This is a genomic window from Maribacter chungangensis (assembly GCF_042676845.1).
GTDB classification, from domain to species: Bacteria; Bacteroidota; Bacteroidia; order Flavobacteriales; family Flavobacteriaceae; genus Maribacter; species Maribacter chungangensis.
Genome location: NZ_JBHTHY010000024.1, coordinates 37,681 through 55,294 on the forward strand (window position 1 = coordinate 37,681; position 17,614 = coordinate 55,294).

The 17,614-nt window shown below is 42.9% G+C and carries 17 protein-coding genes; 6 read left to right on the forward strand and 11 right to left on the reverse strand.

What is annotated here, in order from left to right:
• The 6 genes from ACFQZJ_RS18160 to ACFQZJ_RS18185 form a co-directional block, all read right to left on the reverse strand.
• Nucleotides 1-1,044, reverse strand: coding sequence for a pyridoxal phosphate-dependent aminotransferase family protein (locus ACFQZJ_RS18160; RefSeq protein WP_379936382.1), 1,044 nt, complete (start codon nt 1,042-1,044; stop codon nt 1-3).
• A complete protein-coding gene (locus ACFQZJ_RS18165; RefSeq protein ID WP_379936384.1) occupies nt 1,044-2,054 on the reverse strand; it encodes a dipeptide epimerase in 1,011 nt (336 codons plus the stop codon). The genes ACFQZJ_RS18160 and ACFQZJ_RS18165 overlap by 1 nt, the downstream gene beginning before the upstream one ends.
• Before the next feature lie 99 nt (nt 2,055-2,153).
• A complete protein-coding gene (locus ACFQZJ_RS18170; protein ID WP_379936386.1) occupies nt 2,154-2,885 on the reverse strand; it encodes a head GIN domain-containing protein in 732 nt (243 codons plus the stop codon).
• Nucleotides 2,886-3,036: 151 nt separating this feature from the next.
• Nucleotides 3,037-4,842, reverse strand: a complete 1,806-nt coding sequence (locus tag ACFQZJ_RS18175; RefSeq protein WP_379936387.1) for a PspC domain-containing protein — start codon at nt 4,840-4,842, stop codon at nt 3,037-3,039.
• Between the two features lie 109 nt (nt 4,843-4,951).
• The gene (locus ACFQZJ_RS18180; RefSeq protein WP_379936505.1) at nt 4,952-5,281 is read right to left on the reverse strand and encodes a PadR family transcriptional regulator; all 330 of its coding nucleotides are present in this window, start codon (nt 5,279-5,281) and stop codon (nt 4,952-4,954) included.
• Nucleotides 5,282-5,658: 377 nt separating this feature from the next.
• Nucleotides 5,659-6,141 (reverse strand): DUF4870 domain-containing protein, encoded by a 483-nt coding sequence (locus tag ACFQZJ_RS18185; protein WP_379936388.1) that lies wholly within the window; start codon nt 6,139-6,141, stop codon nt 5,659-5,661.
• 190 nt (nt 6,142-6,331) lie between these two features.
• Here ACFQZJ_RS18185 and ACFQZJ_RS18190 point away from each other — a divergent pair, with 190 nt between their 5' ends.
• The 4 genes from ACFQZJ_RS18190 to ACFQZJ_RS18205 all read left to right on the forward strand — a co-directional run bounded on the left by ACFQZJ_RS18190 (nt 6,332) and on the right by ACFQZJ_RS18205 (nt 9,455).
• Nucleotides 6,332-6,787 (forward strand): DUF4442 domain-containing protein, encoded by a 456-nt coding sequence (locus tag ACFQZJ_RS18190; protein ID WP_379936390.1) that lies wholly within the window; start codon nt 6,332-6,334, stop codon nt 6,785-6,787.
• 198 nt (nt 6,788-6,985) lie between these two features.
• A complete protein-coding gene (locus tag ACFQZJ_RS18195) occupies nt 6,986-7,438 on the forward strand; it encodes an FKBP-type peptidyl-prolyl cis-trans isomerase (protein WP_379936392.1) in 453 nt (150 codons plus the stop codon).
• Between the two features lie 425 nt (nt 7,439-7,863).
• The gene (locus tag ACFQZJ_RS18200) at nt 7,864-8,661 is read left to right on the forward strand and encodes a TIGR00266 family protein (RefSeq protein WP_379936393.1); all 798 of its coding nucleotides are present in this window, start codon (nt 7,864-7,866) and stop codon (nt 8,659-8,661) included.
• Nucleotides 8,662-8,801: 140 nt separating this feature from the next.
• Entirely contained in the window at nt 8,802-9,455 is a 654-nt protein-coding gene (locus ACFQZJ_RS18205) for a DUF2461 domain-containing protein (protein WP_379936395.1), read from the forward strand.
• 46 nt (nt 9,456-9,501) lie between these two features.
• On the opposite strand, the gene fabV is transcribed toward ACFQZJ_RS18205, so the two are convergent.
• Both fabV and ACFQZJ_RS18215 read right to left on the reverse strand, forming a co-directional pair.
• A complete protein-coding gene (gene fabV, locus ACFQZJ_RS18210; RefSeq protein ID WP_379936397.1) occupies nt 9,502-10,692 on the reverse strand; it encodes an enoyl-ACP reductase FabV in 1,191 nt (396 codons plus the stop codon).
• A gap of 85 nt (nt 10,693-10,777) precedes the next feature.
• Nucleotides 10,778-12,352 (reverse strand): M81 family metallopeptidase, encoded by a 1,575-nt coding sequence (locus ACFQZJ_RS18215; protein WP_379936399.1) that lies wholly within the window; start codon nt 12,350-12,352, stop codon nt 10,778-10,780.
• Between the two features lie 144 nt (nt 12,353-12,496).
• Between ACFQZJ_RS18215 and ACFQZJ_RS18220 the strand changes: the two genes are divergently transcribed.
• Entirely contained in the window at nt 12,497-14,197 is a 1,701-nt protein-coding gene (locus ACFQZJ_RS18220) for a GMC oxidoreductase (RefSeq protein ID WP_379936400.1), read from the forward strand.
• 3 nt (nt 14,198-14,200) lie between these two features.
• On the forward strand, nt 14,201-14,797 hold the full coding sequence (locus ACFQZJ_RS18225; protein ID WP_379936401.1) for a gluconate 2-dehydrogenase subunit 3 family protein: 597 nt from the start codon (nt 14,201-14,203) through the stop codon (nt 14,795-14,797).
• Nucleotides 14,798-14,808: 11 nt separating this feature from the next.
• On the opposite strand, the gene ACFQZJ_RS18230 is transcribed toward ACFQZJ_RS18225, so the two are convergent.
• The 3 genes from ACFQZJ_RS18230 to ACFQZJ_RS18240 are packed head-to-tail and all read right to left on the reverse strand — an operon-like array spanning nt 14,809 to nt 17,614.
• Nucleotides 14,809-15,171: a TIGR04076 family protein gene (locus ACFQZJ_RS18230; protein WP_379936402.1), complete on the reverse strand. Its 363-nt coding sequence runs from the start codon at nt 15,169-15,171 to the stop codon at nt 14,809-14,811.
• Nucleotides 15,168-16,568, reverse strand: a complete 1,401-nt coding sequence (locus ACFQZJ_RS18235) for a Na+/H+ antiporter NhaC family protein (protein WP_379936403.1) — start codon at nt 16,566-16,568, stop codon at nt 15,168-15,170. The genes ACFQZJ_RS18230 and ACFQZJ_RS18235 overlap by 4 nt, the downstream gene beginning before the upstream one ends.
• Nucleotides 16,569-16,570: 2 nt before the next feature.
• Nucleotides 16,571-17,614: an aldo/keto reductase gene (locus ACFQZJ_RS18240; RefSeq protein WP_379936404.1), complete on the reverse strand. Its 1,044-nt coding sequence runs from the start codon at nt 17,612-17,614 to the stop codon at nt 16,571-16,573.

Sequence of the window (17,614 nt, forward strand, 5' to 3'; positions counted from 1 at the left end):
TTATAAAGAATATAATAATGAGGAAAGTTGTATGATGTCTTCTTTGGTATGGGAGGCGGATAGGACGATTCTGCTCATTACAGGAGCATTTTCATTTGGATAGTTGAAATCGGTAACGACTATTTTATGTTTAAATAACAGATCTGTCAATTTTGGGTTGTTAAATGAAAAGCTAGGGTGTCCTTCCATATAGTAAAACAATGATTTATGTTGGTTTAGTTCCCAAAATTGGGCCAAGTGTTTTTTTAAAATAGTCCTTTGTTGTTCATAAATAGTTGCGGCATTTATAAAAGTGGCCATGGCAGCCGGACTAGCTGGACTGGCCCCTCCGAAGAAGGCGGTGTTTTCCATGGCTTTAATATCCTTTGCTGTTCCGAAAACCGCCCCGGCCTGTATGCCAAATCCCTTACCTAGGGATGCGCATAGAAACAATTGCCTTGTTCCTAGTTTTTGAAGTGTTTTAAATACTCCGCTTCCTTTTTCCCCCACAATGCCTATGCCGTGAGAATCGTCTACTACTAGGATCAGTTCCGATAGGGGCAACCTTTTAAGGGATTCAAAGTTGGGATAGTTTAATCCTGAAAAGTCGATACTATCCAAAAACAAAACAGGTACCGCATTGTTGTCCGAATTTAAATGCTTGTTAATGGCTTCAAGCAAATCCATATAACTGTGGTGGTTTTTGTCCTTATTTATGAAGAGGGCCGAGTGGGTGTTGGGCGCGTAAAATAATTTGTGCTTCTTGTTTTTTAGGAAGTTGGCCAAAAACTGACCTGCCAAGTAGCCAGAGGACATGGTAAGACAAGCCTCACTACCCACTAGCTGTGCCAAATGCTGTTCCGCTTCTTCAAACACCGTAAAACGGACATTGGATTTTCTAGAAGCGCCGTAATTGGTGCCATAGCGTTTCACGTTTTCGATGAAAATACCTTGAAAAACTGGGTGGTTTTGTAAACCTAAATAGGCGGTTCCTCCAAAATAAGTGTAGGTATTTCCGTCAATGGATATAAAACGGCCCGGGAATGCGTCTATGAAATGTGCCATTAAAGTAGTGTTACCCCACTGCCAGGAATTTCGGGAAATAGGACCGTTCCATCGTTTAAAATTCGAACACCGCTGGCAATATCTTCTTTTAGGAGCAGCGCACCGTCCATATCTACATAATCCAACTGTGGTAGTAGTTGGGCAATGGCGGATATACCTACGGTAGATTCCGTCATGCATCCCACCATTACCTTGAGTCCCATTTCCTTGCCCTTTTGGATCATGCGTAGGGCAGGGGTAAGTCCACCGCATTTTGTCAGTTTAATATTGATGCCGTTATAATGCAAGGCACATTTTTCTACATCGGTCTCTACAATACAACTCTCATCTGCAATTACCGGTAATACACTGTGGTGCATTACTTTTTCCATTCCTTCCCAATCCTCTGCTTTTAAGGGTTGTTCCAAGAATTCCACCCCTAAGTCTCTCAAGAGTGGTGCATTGTTAATGGTTTCCAAAGCTGTCCATGCGCAGTTGGCATCGATACGAAAAACCGCATCGGTATGTTTTCGTAATTCCCGCACAATGGCTACATCATCATCGGTACCCAGTTTTATTTTATATATGGGCCATGGGGTTTCTTTCATTTTGGCCACCATCTCTTTAATGGGAGCGATGCCAATGGTATAGTTGGTAGTGGGGTACTGGTCCGCAGTGGTTCCCCAGATTTTATGTAAAGGCTGATTTTGCAGTTTGCCATAGAGATCGTGTGCTGCCAGATCCAAGGCGCAAACGGCAAAATTACTAAGTCCTTTGGAAAGTAAAAAGGCATGAAATACCTCAGGAGTGGTAAGCTGGTACTTTTCAATACTGGATCGTATGGCCTCAATTTCGGCCATCATGCTTTCTACGGTACTATTGTAGTAAGGATTTGAGGTCGCCTCCCCATAACCGGTCTGCCCGTCCAAAGTAAGCCCAACGATTAGGGTATCTTGGAAATCATGGGATTCCCTGCTAATACTAAAGGTATGCTTTAAGGGTAGTACGTGTTTTTTTAAACATATTTTCATACCCTAAATATAAATATTAGCACGTTATTTTAACCGCAAAACCCAACGAAAACTTCGTTGGGTTTATTTATTTAGGTTTTGGTCGATGAATAAACGCTGCTAGTATTTACTTACATTGCCGGAAACCGATTTGTTCTTGGTTACTTTGGCATCGCCCGAATAGGAGATATTACCACCGCTGCTTGCGTCTGCCGTTAACGACTTGGATACATTGATGTTAATGTTGGCACCGCTGCTAGCCTCGGCCTTACATTCGGTAGCCATCAAATTTTTGCCTCTTACGTTCGCTCCGCTACTACCGTCTACATATACCTCCGTAGCACTCCCGGAAACCGCTATGTTGGCGCCACTACTGGCATCTATTTCCAATTTGTCCGTTGTGGTTTCGGCGTTAAGGTGCGCACCACTGCTGGCATCGAGTATCAGGTTGCTTGCGGTAATCTTGTTTTGTGCGGTTAAATGTGCTCCGCTAGAACTCAGTAAGCCAGTTACCTCGGGTAAAGAAACAAAAACCTTTTTGGTGGCACGACCAATATTCTCAATAGCGTGAATTTTCAATTTTCCATTTTTTATTTCCGTTCCGATAAGGTCTACGATATTCTCGTCCGCTTCTACAGATATGCTGAAATCGGAAGCTTGGGTAACATAAACATCGATACCTTCCGATGCGTGTACCTCCGTAAAATTTGCCGTAATTTCCCTGCTTTCCTCTACTACGGTTCCATTTCCTTTTTTACCCGTTCCAAAATCCCCAAAATTGAGGTCAAATCCGCAGGAGGATAAAAATAGTGCCAATACCAAAGCGATCATAATTCTTACTAATGTGGTCATGATTGTTGTTTTTATTTGCCCTGCCCCAAAATTTCGAGCGGTTTAGGGTCTGATTAATGATTGTTTCTTTTTCTCTTGTGTTGGTGTATCAACGTAGTAAATCTCACTCTTTTTGAGCCTTGTTGCCAGTTAAAGCGACCCAACTGTTGGATTAGGGTCTTGAACTGTTGTTTTCCTGAGAATCGTCCGACTTTATTTTTATGCCGTTCTCGTCGAGTTTCATTTTGAACGATTCCCCATTGTCCTTAACATCTATATCTATACCATCCTCATTGATAATAATTTTACCTTTTTCTCCATTATCGTTGATATTAATGTCGATACCGTTTTCATTGATCTGGATGCGGTTGTTTTCGGTGCTTGCATCCTCCTCCTCGTCATCGCTGCAATCCAGGCAAAGCAATGACCCGTCCGCTGTCATTTTCCAGATGTGCTTATCCAAGTCGTCCGAGGATCGGTCCGTTTTTGCGCGCATGACCCAACTTCTTGCATCCCCATGGTCATATTGCAAAATGGTTCCTACAGGGACAAGGATGTTGATACGCACTTCTTGATCGTTGAACTTACTATCACCACTAACGGTTAGGTAGTTTTTAAGGTTCATGGTGTTTCCGTCAAGGGTATAATTATATGTGATTTTTTCCGCTGTTTCCTTTGCTTCTTTAAACGAAGGGCCGTTCGCTTCTTTGCGTACCTCCATACGGAAAATGGAATCCTTGGATTTTGATATTCTAAATCGTACATCTTTTGACACCAGTAGTTTATCCCCATTGTCATCATGCGTAATGATCATATTGCCCATGTGCATTACATTGTCCCTGTCGTAGTCTGCGGTAACCAAGTTGATCTGTAAGGTATCCTGCGGACTTTCTATATACAGTTCGTTTTCTAGCGTTGTGCTTCCGGAATATGCCCTGGACGCCGCCTCCCGTACACCAAAGACAATAAGTAGGATAATGGACAATAACCAAAGCCCTAACAAACTAAACTTGGCAATGCTGCCGATGGATTTTAAATTGCCCACCAATATTTTGAGTCCCAAGTACAATAGGAAGAAAAACGGGATACCCACGGCAAAAAAGGCTAATAACGAAACTGCCCAGATGGGAAGATTGCTTGAATTTACCAAGTTGTAAAAATCGATTCCCGGAACGTGCACCATATCCAGTATTCCCACGGATAAAAGACCAAAAAACAAGCCTATTAAGGTAGAGCCTCCTATGAGTATAAGCAGGATGCCGATGAATTTTCCAAAAATTTTGAAACAGAACAGGATGATATCCCCAAGGGTATCAAAAAATGTTTTCCCTCCTTTTTTGACGGTGTCTCCCACTTTTTCGTAATCGACACTTTTTACACGATCCGCAACGTCCTCAAAACCCTCTTTTACCTTGCGCTCTATGTTACTGATGTTTACGGCTTCGCCGCGCATATCCAATTTCTGGGCCGTGGTACTGGCTTCTGGGATAAGAATCCACAAAAGTCCGTAAATGAGTATGAACCCGCCAGTGGATCCTACGGTCAAAAGAACCCATAGAATTCTTACCCATACAGGGTCTATACCAATATAATGGGCCAAACCCGAGGAAACCCCGGCAACATATTTACGTTCGGTATCGCGATATAGTTTTTTTGATTTTTTAGAAGTGGTGGCCGTTCTAGTGGCTTTTGGTTCGTCTTCGAAAATGTCCTCATCTACCATATAATCCTCGGGCTGCCCCATGATGGCGATTACGGCGTCTACTTCCTTTTCTGTAACGACTTGGCGTTCATTATCCAATTTTTCGTTGAATAATTCTGCGATTCGAGCTTCAATATCGGCAAGTATTTCATCGCTTCCAGGTGTATTGGCAAAGGACCGTTTTACCGATTCCAAGTACCGGCGCATTTTGTTATACGCATTCTCGTCTATATGAAAGAGCGTATTTGCTAGATTTATGTTAACTGTCTTGTTCATTTTTTGATGTTTTCACCCTTAACTTGTTTCAGGGTCTTGTTGTTCGTTTTTTTTATTGTCCTTCATTGATGCAGAAGGGCAGGGCTTAGTTTTTATGGCTGTTTCTTTTCTATTTGTTCTGTGTTACCAAATTAGTGGCCTTTCGCAGCTCGTCCCACGTGGTGTCCAATTCCTTTAAAAACAGTTTTCCCGTTTCCGTAAGGGTGTAGTATTTGCGTGGTGGTCCGGAGGTAGATTCCTCCCAACGGTAATTCAAGAGGCCTGCATTTTTTAATCGCGTTAATAACGGATAGATGGTGCCCTCTACCACCAACATTTTTGCGTCTTTTAGCGTAGAAAGTATTTCGGAGGCATATTTGTCCTGTCCGTTAAGGATAGACAAAATGCAGTATTCCAAAACACCTTTTCGCATTTGCGCTTTTGTATTTTCTACATTCATAATTTCTTTTTGCTTTTTATGCAAGCTCCGATTTCCAGTGGATTCTTTTAAGTTAGTGGTAACGGTCTGCATGATTAACTGTTCGTTTTGCCTGTGCCGCATTTGTTTCAGCATCTTTTCTCGCTGGAACGGTTACCGAAATAAATTCGGCACAAGTTGATTGATGAATAAACTCCCAAGGGTGTGATGAGTACCCCGCTTTTTAATTTTTAAGGTTCAAAGTTCTAGGTGGCTTGGGTTTCTTGTGATAGTTACTACTTTATTTTATGGTTGAGTTGTTTGTTGGATATTATTGAACTTTTCACTTATTACTTATTACTTATTACTTTTCACTTATTACTTATTACTACCGACTACCCATAACCCACTACTCCCAATTATTTAATAAACTTTATCGTCAACGGATATTGAAATGTTTCACCTTCGTTGGTTTTAATGGTGGCAAGAATGGTATACACAACATTAATAACAAATAAAGCTCCTTGTAATAAACCCGATATGCCCAGCGGAAGCAACCAAGACCCAAACTTAAAGTTGTCGCTGTCAAAATGAATATTTAAGTTGTTGTAATTGTTAAGGCTGTTTAGCCCAAAAAAGTTAAAATCGAAAATATTCGGAAAAAAACCAATAAAGAAGGGGATGCTAATAATTCCTGCGATAATTGAGTAAAGTAGCAGACTAATCTGAAAATTAAGTGCCTGTTTGCCGTTATAGTCTACAAATTCATGTTCTTTTTTATTGGCCGTCCATAATACTAATGGGATAATGAAATTTCCAAAAGGAAATATAAATTTAGAGAACGTACTTGCATGGATAATCGCGGATAGATTTCGCTCGTGTTTGGTAAGAGTTTCTGTCATGGCTCGTTTTCTTTTAATGATTGATGCAGTTATTAGGTTAAGACTATTTATGTTGATTGCCTAATAACTTCTTATGCAAATATATGGCTAAAAGAAGGTACTATGCAAAACAAAGTACTAAATATTAACAAATAATTAACAAATGAGTATTCGATTATTTTAAATACTTTTGACCGAAAAACAACGTGTAATGGCAGTAACTCCAAGTAAATTAAACCTATTTAGTTTTTTTAAACTACCATCGGCCTGGTGGTGCGGAGTTCGGTTAAAATCTATTGATAAAACTACCGCGGTCGTTAGCGTAAAGTACGGTTGGAGAAACCAAAACCCTTTTAAATCTATGTTTTGGGCCGTTCAGGGTATGGCAGCGGAACTGGCTACCGGTGCAATGATGATAGATCAGATAGAGGCGTCCGGACATAGAATTTCCATGCTGGTGCAAAACAATACGGCGAATTTCTCAAAAAAGGCAACCGGTAGAATTACGTTTACCTGTACCGATGGTCATTTGATCAAACAAGCTTTGGATAAAACCATTGAGACTGGAGAAGGCCAAACCATTTGGATGAAATCCGTAGGTGTAAACGAGGATGGGGTAGTGGTATCTACCTTTAATTTTGAGTGGACGGTTCGTTTGAAGCAGTAAGTTTTACCCTGTTGGGCCTGAACCTAAAACAAAGACCTGAACTGTTTTCCGACTTCTTTCCTCTTAGGTAGCACCCAGCGAATTTTAGTTTTATTCTCGGTTTATTAAAGAAAATTTTACGGGTTGCTATGTTGTCCTTAAATTGCGGCATAAAATAGATTAACGGACCACCTTATGTTGGTTGAAAATAATATTGTTATGAGAAAATTTTTACTTCCTATTGTTCTAGTCCTATTGGTTGGATGCGGTAATGATGATAGCCAACGGGATTTTACCGAATCCAACGAACAAGAAATTCTGGATTATATCGCTGCCGAAGGTTTGAACGCGACTAGAAGTGACAGTGGATTGTTTTATGTGATAAACAACCCGGGCGCTGCAACTAAACCGCTTCCAAGCTCCAACGTAACGGTGGCTTATAAAGGTTACTTTACCGATGGTCGCGTTTTTGATGAAAGCAATGCAGAGGGTATATCCTTTAACCTGAACCAAGTAATAGCGGGCTGGACAGAAGGGATAACCTATTTTGGCGAAGGCGGTAGCGGTATTTTATTGGTTCCTTCTAGGTTAGGATATGGTAACGCTGGTCGTGGGAGTATACCCGGTGGTGCGGTTTTGATATTTGACGTTGCCTTAAGATCCATAAATTAATATATAGTCTTTATTCTTAACGCTATCCGGCACTAAGTTTTAGGTCGGCAGTTGCCGTAATATGTCCCGATTAAGGGCTGTGGAAAAATTGATTGGCACCGCCAAAGGGTTTGATACTACAAGGCTTGCCACGAAATTAAAAATCATTTTCTTATTAATGCCTTGCGGGCTTGCCCCTAGGTAGTCTACTCACTTGGTTATTTAGGATTGCATGTTGGGTGCCTTCCTGTCTACCTTTTAGATGGCTTTCAATGAAAATCACCGTGACTATATTTGAGTGCCTTTTCCTTAGTGTTCATGTATTTATTAAAGTGATTGTTGTTAAAGTGATTGATTGGCAATATCGTTTTATAAAATTATGTTCCGATCGTAACAAAGTAAAACTTTTATCAACTAATGGATATCAATCAACAAAATCAATACGTATGAATGCACATGAAATAGACTATCAAATTTTTGGAGAAGAGATGCAATATGTGGAAATTGAGCTAGATCCGCAGGAAGCCGTTGTGGCAGAAGCAGGCAGCTTTATGATGATGGACTCCGATATTAAAATGAACACGATTTTTGGGGATGGTTCCAATCAGGATAATAGTGTTCTGGGCAAGATTTTTTCTGCCGGGAAACGCATGCTAACCGGGGAAAGTCTTTTCATGACCGCTTTTTTAAATATTGGGCAAGGAAAAAAACAAGTCAGTTTTGCTTCTCCCTATCCCGGAAAAATTTTACCTATAGACCTCTCCGAAAAGGGAGGAAAGTTTATATGCCAAAAGGATGCTTTTTTATGCGCGGCAAAAGGGGTTTCCGTAGGTATAGAGTTTTCAAAGAAATTGGGACGTGGACTGTTTGGCGGTGAAGGTTTTATCATGCAGAAATTGGAAGGTGACGGGATGGCCTTTGTGCACGCGGGCGGAACTATGGCAAAAAAGGAGCTCGCCGCCGGCGAAGTCCTAAAGGTGGATACGGGTTGTATCGTAGGTTTTTCGCAAACCGTGGATTATGATATTGAGTTCGTAGGTGGTATAAAAAATACTATTTTTGGCGGTGAAGGTTTGTTTTTTGCAACACTTCGTGGCCCTGGCACCGTGTACATCCAGTCCTTGCCGTTCAGTAGATTGGCAGGTCGAGTTTTGGCTTCCATTCCAAGAGGTGGCAAGGATAAGGGAGAAGGCAGTCTACTTGGCGGTTTAGGTGATATTATTGGAGGTGATACTAGGTTTTGATGAATACTGCTAGCTGCGCGATGCCCTATGCTTGATGCAAGTGTAAGGCAAGTCTCAAATTCAAATTCAAATTCAAAAATACTACCCTCTAAGAACTACCAACTTCATAACACCGAACATCGAGCATCAAACATCGCCCTATGAACTTCAAAAACCAAATCGATTTCTTAAGAGAGCTCCAAAAGAACAACAACAAGGAATGGATGGATGCCAATCGTAAACGGTACAAGGAAATCCGTGATGATTTTATCGCATGGTTGGACAGGATGAACGTGCAACTTGCTGAAATAGATGATGGGTATTATGATACCCCCGGTAAAAAGGGTATCAATCGTATCAATAACAATTTGATGTTCCATCCCAACAAACCTATCTATAAGGACCATTTTGGGGCAGGCTTGGACAAACGTCCAAATACGGGCGATTTTTATATAGAGATCGGTATTGAACGCTGCATGTATGCGGGCGGACTTTGGCGGCCGGATCCAAGGCGATTGCGGAGCATTAGGGAGGCTATTGATTATAATGGCGAGGAATTGGAGAAGATTCTCAACAAAAAATCATTTCAAAGGACCTTTGGCGGACTTTGGGAAGATGTTAAGCTCAGTAATGCGCCAAAAGGCTTTTCAAACGACCATCCGTACATCCATTTACTTCGAAACAAAACCTTTGCGGTTGCCAAGGAGTTCCCCACCGAAGAAATTTTTGCTATGGACTTTGAGCAAAAAGTAATCAGCGTCTATCAAGAAATGCTCCCTTTTAGGCGGTATTTAAATGAGGCGGTTACCGTTTAAATCTAGAGCCGAATACGGGCTCCGGATGCTATGATGCGGTAGAATTTTAGGATGTAATACTCGGTATGCCGGTCATTTCATCAGCTTCCTTAGTGTAATCAACATTGGGCACCCTAAAGCCGAAAAGATTATAGAATTCGGTGGTATAGCCATCCAGATCACCAATTTTGGGCAGTGTTTCCGTAGTAGCTTCTTCCCATAGTTTGGCTACCTGTTCCTGAATGTTCGCTTTCATTTCCCAATCGTCAATACGTATCCTTCCTTCTTCGTCCGTTGGTATTTCGTCCAGATAAAGTCGGTCGTTAAAAAGCCTGTGGATTTGTTCAATACAACCTTCTTGTAGCCCTTCCGCCTTCATTACTTTATACAACAGGGAGATATAAAGCGGAATTACGGGAATGGCCGAGCTAGATTGTGTTACAAGGGCTTTGTTTACCGACACGTAGGCTTTTCCATCTATATCTTTTAGGGCGTCGGTAATGGTGAAAGCGGTTTTTTCGAGGTCGTCTTTTGCCCTACCTATGGTGCCTTTTCGATACACCGGCTCTGTTAATTCAGGGCCAATGTAAGAGTAGGCCACGGTCTTAAAATCCTTTGTTAGCACATCTGCTTCCTGTAGCGCGCTTACCCAACGCTGCCAATCATCACCGCCCATAACGGTAACCGTATTTTCAATATCCTCATCCGTTCCCGGTTCAATACTAACTTCATTTACATTTCCTGTATGGAAATCAACAGTTTTGTTGGTATAGGACGCTCCAATGGGCTTTAAGGTAGACCTAAATCTTTTACCGTTATCCGGATGCGTTCGCACGGGAGACGCAAGGCTGTAAATGAGCAGGTCTATCTTCCCAAGGTCTTTTTTGATCAGTTCAATAGTTTCCCTCTTTATGTCGTTTGAAAAGGCATCCCCATTAATACTTTTGGCATAAATTCCCTCTTTATGGGCAGCTGTTTCGAAGCCTGCGGTATTATACCAACCTGCCGAGGCTGTTTTGCCCTCCGCGGGCGGCTTTTCAAAAAAAACACCGATAGTAGCGGCATGGCTGCCAAAAGCACTTGTAATTCTCGAGGCCAGACCAAAACCCGTAGATGCGCCAATGACCAAAACTTTTTTAGGGCCGTTAATAGTTTTTTTTGATTTTATATAGTCGATTTGGTTTTTTACGTTTTCCGCACAACCTACAGGATGGGCGGTGGTACAGATAAAGCCACGGGTTCTTGGTTCTATGATCATATACTTTCGGGTTTATTCAAAAATTAACGTTTGGTAATTTACGGTTTATGATGGTTTGAATGCTATTATTGATGTAAAAGGTTGATTATTTATTTAAATCATCCGATGCCTTAATGAGTCGTGCACTTAAATCCGGGTCTTTCATATCGGGGTCCAAGGGAAACATGGGGCGTTTTATATTTTGGTATCCCAATCGCTCCAAGTCCTGATCTACACCACCAGGAGTAAGGGCCATGACCCAATCACCGCGCATTTCATAAAGCTCGGGCACCAAGTATCCTATTTTAACCACAACGATATCGGCTTCTCTAGGGTTTAAATCCAAATCCGTAAAATCCGATTCCTGGTGGTAAGGTTTTCGCTGTTCCGTTACTATTACACTGATGCTGCCAATTTTGACAACAACCTCTACTTTGGCATCGCGATCCCCTTCCCGTATCGCGGTTATGGTTCCTTCCAATTTTAATGGAGGGGCAAAGCGGTCATCTACTTGGGCACCTGCCAAGGCAGACACTTTTCCGCCAACACCTACTTTTAATGCTTCTGCAACCAGTTCCGGCCCGGGAATAGAGGCGTATATCAATGACGGTCCGTTTTCGGATTTTAATTCGGGCCTGTTTAATAACTCTCTAACTGTCCATGTTACATCACCGGCACCACCGGCGGTCGGATTGTCTCCCATATCACTGATCATGTAGGGCTTTTTGTCGCTAGCCAAAGCCATTTTAAGACTTTCGTCCAGGGTGGCAACCGGGGCCACAAATTCAAATTCGTTTCGTACATCCCAATAGGCCTTTGCTAGTTCTTCGGCCGCTTTGGTTACTTCTTCCCTATCATCTCCTACGGCCATGACCACGCCATGGTTACGGGATTCGTCCGCCCAAGGGTAGCCCATCCAAATAGCGGCATCGATAACACCGTCTTGTTGTTCAAAGGCGGGAATTTTCGCGTACAAACTTTTCCCTGGCTCTATACGCGTGCTGGTTTTTTCACCGGGCAATAAAATAGGAACCGGAATCCAAGCTTTGTACTTGGGTTTGCCTTTTCCGCTTTCCAACCTGTCCAAGAGGTTGGTAATTGCCCTTGCTTTCGACTCCAAGGCATCTTCATGTGGAGCCATTCTGTAACACGTAATCAAATCGGAATGTTGGGCTAGCGTTTCGGTAACATTACCATGTAAATCCATAGAGGTGGAAATCAAAACTTCCGCACCTATGACGTCGCGAATACGTTTGATGAGGTCACCTTCGGCATCCTGCATGCCCACAACGCTCATGGCACCGTGTATGTCAAAAAAGAGTCCGTCATAAGGCCCGTTTTCTTTTAACATTTTCAGCGTTTTTTCGACCATAGATTCATACGCCTCCCTCGTTACAATACCACCCGGTAACGACTTTCCTAAGAATGTAGGCACCCAATCCGCGCGCTTACGGATGTCCGTTCCTTCTGTAAAGAAAGGGTAGCGACTAAAAATGGAATCTCCAATGCGTGCATGGAAGGCCTCTTCGTGCGTTTGGGCGGGGGAGAAGGTACTGGATTCGATTCCTATTCCGGCAATGGCCACTTTTGGGAGTTTGGTTTCTGCTGTCTTTTCCGTGTTCGACTTACAGGCCGTCAAGGTAACGGCAAGGATAAGTAAGGGCAAAATGGTCTTTTTCATGTGAGTAAATTAGAGCTGTAACTGGTATTGCTATAAACTTGTCTGGATTTAGGTGCTAAATATAGGGTCAATTTTAGGATTAGAAAAAAATGATGGTTTCCATTTTAGAATGATTCCTTAACTTAGGGCATCAAAATGCAATACATGGCAAATTATAATATCGATGCGAAGAAAGAAACCACTTATGATGCCATCGTCATTGGATCGGGAATTAGTGGTGGATGGGCGGCCAAAGAACTTTGCGAGAAAGGTCTAAAGACCCTGGTTTTGGAACGAGGCAGAATCGTAGAACATGTGGTAGACTACCCTACTATGAATTTAGACCCTTGGGATACCGAGTTACGGGGAGGGTTAACACCTGAACAGCAGCAGAAGCATTATAAAAAAATGCGATCGGGTTGGATGGGTACGGACACCGAACACTTTTGGGCAGATGACCAAGCCAATCCCTATACCGAGGAAAAACCCTTCCTTTGGTTGCGTGCGCACCAAATGGGCGGGCGTTCCATCTTATGGGGAAAACAGACCTATCGTTGGAGCGACTTGGATTTTGAAGCAAATGCCAAAGATGGCCACGGGGTAGATTGGCCTATTAGGTATAAGGATATTGAGCCTTGGTATACTTATGTAGAAAAGTTTGCAGGTATCAGTGGGGAACCATTGGGCTTGCCCCAATTGCCGGACAGTCACTTTTTGCCTCCCATGGAGATGAACTGTGTAGAGAAACATGTAAAGAGCAGAATTGAAAAAGAGTTTTCCGGGCGCAATATGATTATTGGTCGCTGTGCCCATTTAACCGTACCGCATAACGGCAGGGGACAATGCCAAAACCGGAACAGATGTAGTCGTGGTTGTCCGTATGGAGCTTATTTTAGCAGTAATGCCGTAACCTTGCCAGCGGCCCATGCTACCGGTAATTTAACTATACGGCCATATTCCATAGTACAATCAGTGATTTATGACGATGCCAAAGGAAAGGCAACGGGCGTTCGTATTATTGATTCGGAGACCAATGAAGACATCGAGTACTCGGCAAAAGTGATTTTTTGTAACGCATCTACCTTAAGTTCAACACAGATTTTATTGAACTCAAAATCCGACCGGTTCGAAAACGGCCTTGGTAATGACAGTGGAGAACTTGGGCATAACCTTATGGACCATACCTACAGGGTAGGAGCTGTTGGTACCGTAGACGGTTTTGATGATAAATACTACAAGGGAAGACGCCCCAACGGAATCTACATTCCCAGATATTGGAACATTAGCGAAGAAACAAAGTCCGATAAATTTGTAAGAGGTTTTGGCTATCAAGGCGGTGCCGGTAGGGGAGGCAATGCTGCCAATAGTCCGGAGTTCGGCGCCAGTTTTAAGGATAGGATGTTAAAGCCCGGTCCTTGGGAGTTCTTTATAACAGGCTTTGCGGAATGTTTGCCCTATCATGACAATAAAGTAAGCCTAAACACTAAAGTATTGGATAAATGGGGGCAGCCTACATTATCGATAGACGCCGAATTTAAAGAAAACGAAAAGGCCATAAACAAACAGATACAGGAAGATGCGGTGGAAATGTTAGAGAAATCAGGTTTAAAGAATATCATCGGTTTCGATAACGAACACTCTCCAGGTTGGGGCGTACACGAAATGGGAACTGCGAGAATGGGACGTGACCCTAAAACTTCCGTGTTGAACGGATTTAACCAAGTGCATGCCGCCAAGAACGTTTTTGTAACGGACGGGGCTTGTATGACCTCCTCCTCCTGTGTAAATCCTAGCCTAACGTATATGGCAATAACCGCTAGGGCGGCAGACCATGCCGTTTCCGAACTGAAAAAACGAAATATTTAGAAGATGGACAGAAGAAGTGCACTCAAAAAAACAGGATTATTGGCAGGAGCCGCAGTAGCTATGCCCTCCATACTTTCTATTTTACAGGGATGTAAAAGTGAGCCTAGACTTACTTGGCAACCGGAATTCTTTACCGAGGTCGAAGCGCAAACGATTGCCTCTTTGGTAGATGTGATCTTGCCACGCACGGATACGCCTGGCGCATTGGATGTTAAGGTAGATGTTTTTATAGACAAGATAATTGCGAAGACCTACGATGCCGAGGGGCAGGGGAACATGCGGAAAGACATCGCGACTTTTAACGCGGATTGTAAGGAGAATTATGGGGCTATCTTTAGTGATTTGGATGAGAAAGAAAAAATTGCAGTACTAAAAGAGGCCGAAAAAACATCCGGCACCTTTAATCCAGGTATTTGGGGCAAAACCATTGGTGTGCAAGAACCGATAGGTTTTTATCGATCATTAAAAGCGACTGCGATTTGGGCCTATACCACATCTGAGGAGATTGGCGAAAAGGTACTGAACTATTTGCCCGTGCCCGGAAACTTTGAAGGCTGTGTGCCAGTTTCCGAGGTTGGTAATAAGTGGAGTTTGGGATAAGCTACAAGTGATTAGTCTTTTGAAGGCTCCCATTTTACGGGACTTACATCGTCATGATTAAGGGTACGGAGACCATCACGGTCTATACGCATCACCAGTCTGCAAGCAGGATCAGGGCATACGACCCTCGCATCGGTTTCCATCCAGTCTGCAGGATGGTTCTTTCTTTGTTTTGTAGGTAAGAGGGGAATGGTGGATTGTAGTGCGTACAAACAAAAATCCGACTGCTCCGGCATGGATATTTTTCCACCTTTTAAGTGAAACTTATCACCAATAGTCATATTACAGGTACAATTTCCTTCAATTTTTTCAACCACTACCGTCAAGTCGTATAACTGAAATTGGTCGTCTCTTAGTGCTTTAGTCTTCTTCATTTGCTGTTGTTTTTTGTTTTTCCCCAGCCAAAAACCAGGGTGATCAATGCCATGAGCAACAATCCCCAAGACATAAAATTATGAACTCCTACTGCTATGGGGCTTACTGCCGCTATTCCAAATTCGGTTCCCGTGTTTGTCATATTCGCCATTAAGATTACGGGAATAAAATAGGGAAGTACGAACGGAAAGATACAAGCCACTAAACTTAATAAATTTGCGCGTCTAATCTTAGAGACACCTAATCGCTCACCTGTTTTTTTTGTAAAATCCGTGACCATCAGTATAGCTACGATACTGTGCGTGGTCAGCAACACGGCAAAGCTCATGACCGTAGCGATCCATCCCTCCGCATGTTTTTCGGTTATGGCTCGTGTAGCGGCAAAATCTACCAAGCTGTCCATGAGTCCACTGGCTTTTAAGGTAGCCACCAAGCCCATTAACAGGATGGTAAAAATACTTAGCCCCACGGCTCTGTTGATACCGTCTATAACAAAACTACGCGCGGCGAAATTGTCCAGATCTAAGGAAAGAACATCTGACAGCGGTAATAGTTCTAAAATTAGACCAAGAATCGTTCCGAATAATAATCCAAAAAGAAGCCCGTGCAAAAGGTGTTTTCCCTTTAAGAAAAGGTAAATTACGAATGCGGGAACCAGGAGCATGGGCAACCCTTTTGGACTTCCCAAATTTTCTATAGTGGTAGCTGCCGACACATTACTGTTGGTTTTAGCAAATATAAAGTAAGCTAGCAATGCAAATAGCGCTGCCGGAATCACATATTTTAACCGACTTTTTATCGTGGTACCAATTTCCGCATCCTGACTTAAAGCGCTGGCGATAGTGGTGTCCGAAATGGGCGCTATAAAATCTCCGAACGTGGCCCCTCCTATGATCGCTCCCGCCAAGGCCGGCAAATGTGCACCCATTAGTCCACCAGAGGGGTATAACAAGGGACTGCAAATAAGAATGGTGGCAAAACTAGAACCTGTAGAAAGCGATACGGTGCAACAGATGATAAAGGTGGCGATGACAAATCCCGTGCCCGAGAGGTTTACTTGGTGCGCCAACCAAATAAGCGCCTCTACAAAGCCGGTAAGTGTCATAAGAATACCAATGATAGAGGCTAAAATCCAGGCAGTGATCATAATCATCACGATCTTTTGCGACATTCCGGCAATTACAGCTTCGGAAAATGCCGTACGGTCTTTGCACAAGATAAGTCCTAAACCCAGAGCAAGTATTAAGATGGGCCAAAATCCACGTTCATCTGGCGCCCCTGATAGTGCAATGGTTATGACCCCTGTGACAAAAATGACAAATGGCAGTAGTGCACCAAAGACTCCGCCGTAGAAATGGAGTTTAGGAAGTTGAACCGATGTATCGTCTAATTTCAAACTTAGTCTTCGTTGAGGTTATATCTCATAATAGCACCGTGTTTTCCTGTTTTATCGCGCTCCAAATCGTAAAATGGTCCTTTGGGTCCTTTACTTTCAGCAACTATGGCATCTATTTTATTTAGGTCTTCTAAGTTTAACTGAAAGGTATCAAGTGTTTGTAGGCTGTTCAAATGATTACGGTTACGGGCACCAACAATTACGGCGCCGACCATAGGTTTTTGTAAAATATACTTGCAAGCAACCTCCGTAACGCCTACTTGGTATCTATCGGCGATTTCTCGTAACGTTTGTAACGCTTTTTGAAATAAGTCATAGCCACCAAATTCATCAATAATCAATCGGTATTTGGTAAGGGAGCGATTTTCATAAGGCGGTACGGGGTCCGGGGCGTTCAAATAGCGGTCACTTAAGAAACCTCCCGCAACCGTGCCATAACATAGGTAGGGTATACGGTGCTTTTCTGCCAAGGCGGTCATATTCGTTTCTACCCGCTGGTCCAGCACCGAATATTGGACTTGGTTGGCAGCTATGGAAACACCGGCATCCAGCATTTCTTGAATACGTTTTGTGTCAAAATTGGTCACCCCTATAAATCTGATTTTACCGCTTTTCTGCAGTTCGGATAAATGTACCGCAGTTTCCAAATATTTAGGAAATTGATAATCCCACCACGCAAATTGAACCAGATCCAATTGCTCCACGCCCAAGCGTTTTAGCGATCGGTCTATGATGGCCGTAGTTTGTTGCCTGGTTAAGGTCGCCAAAACGTTATAGTCCGGAACATATTTCGTATGGATTTGGATCGGTGCCAATTCCCCGGAGCGAAATTCGTCCTTATATTTTTTTCTGAATTTACCGATCAGCTCTTCAACGCCGGTATAAATATCGGCACAGTCAAAGGTGGTAATCCCCACCTCTACAAAATGCCGCATATCCTCCAACGCCTTTTCTGCGGCTATTGCTCCATGGCCACCTGCCAAATGCCATCCTCCTTTGATTACTCTAGAAACCGAGTAGCCAGGTTGTAATTCGATTCTTTCCAT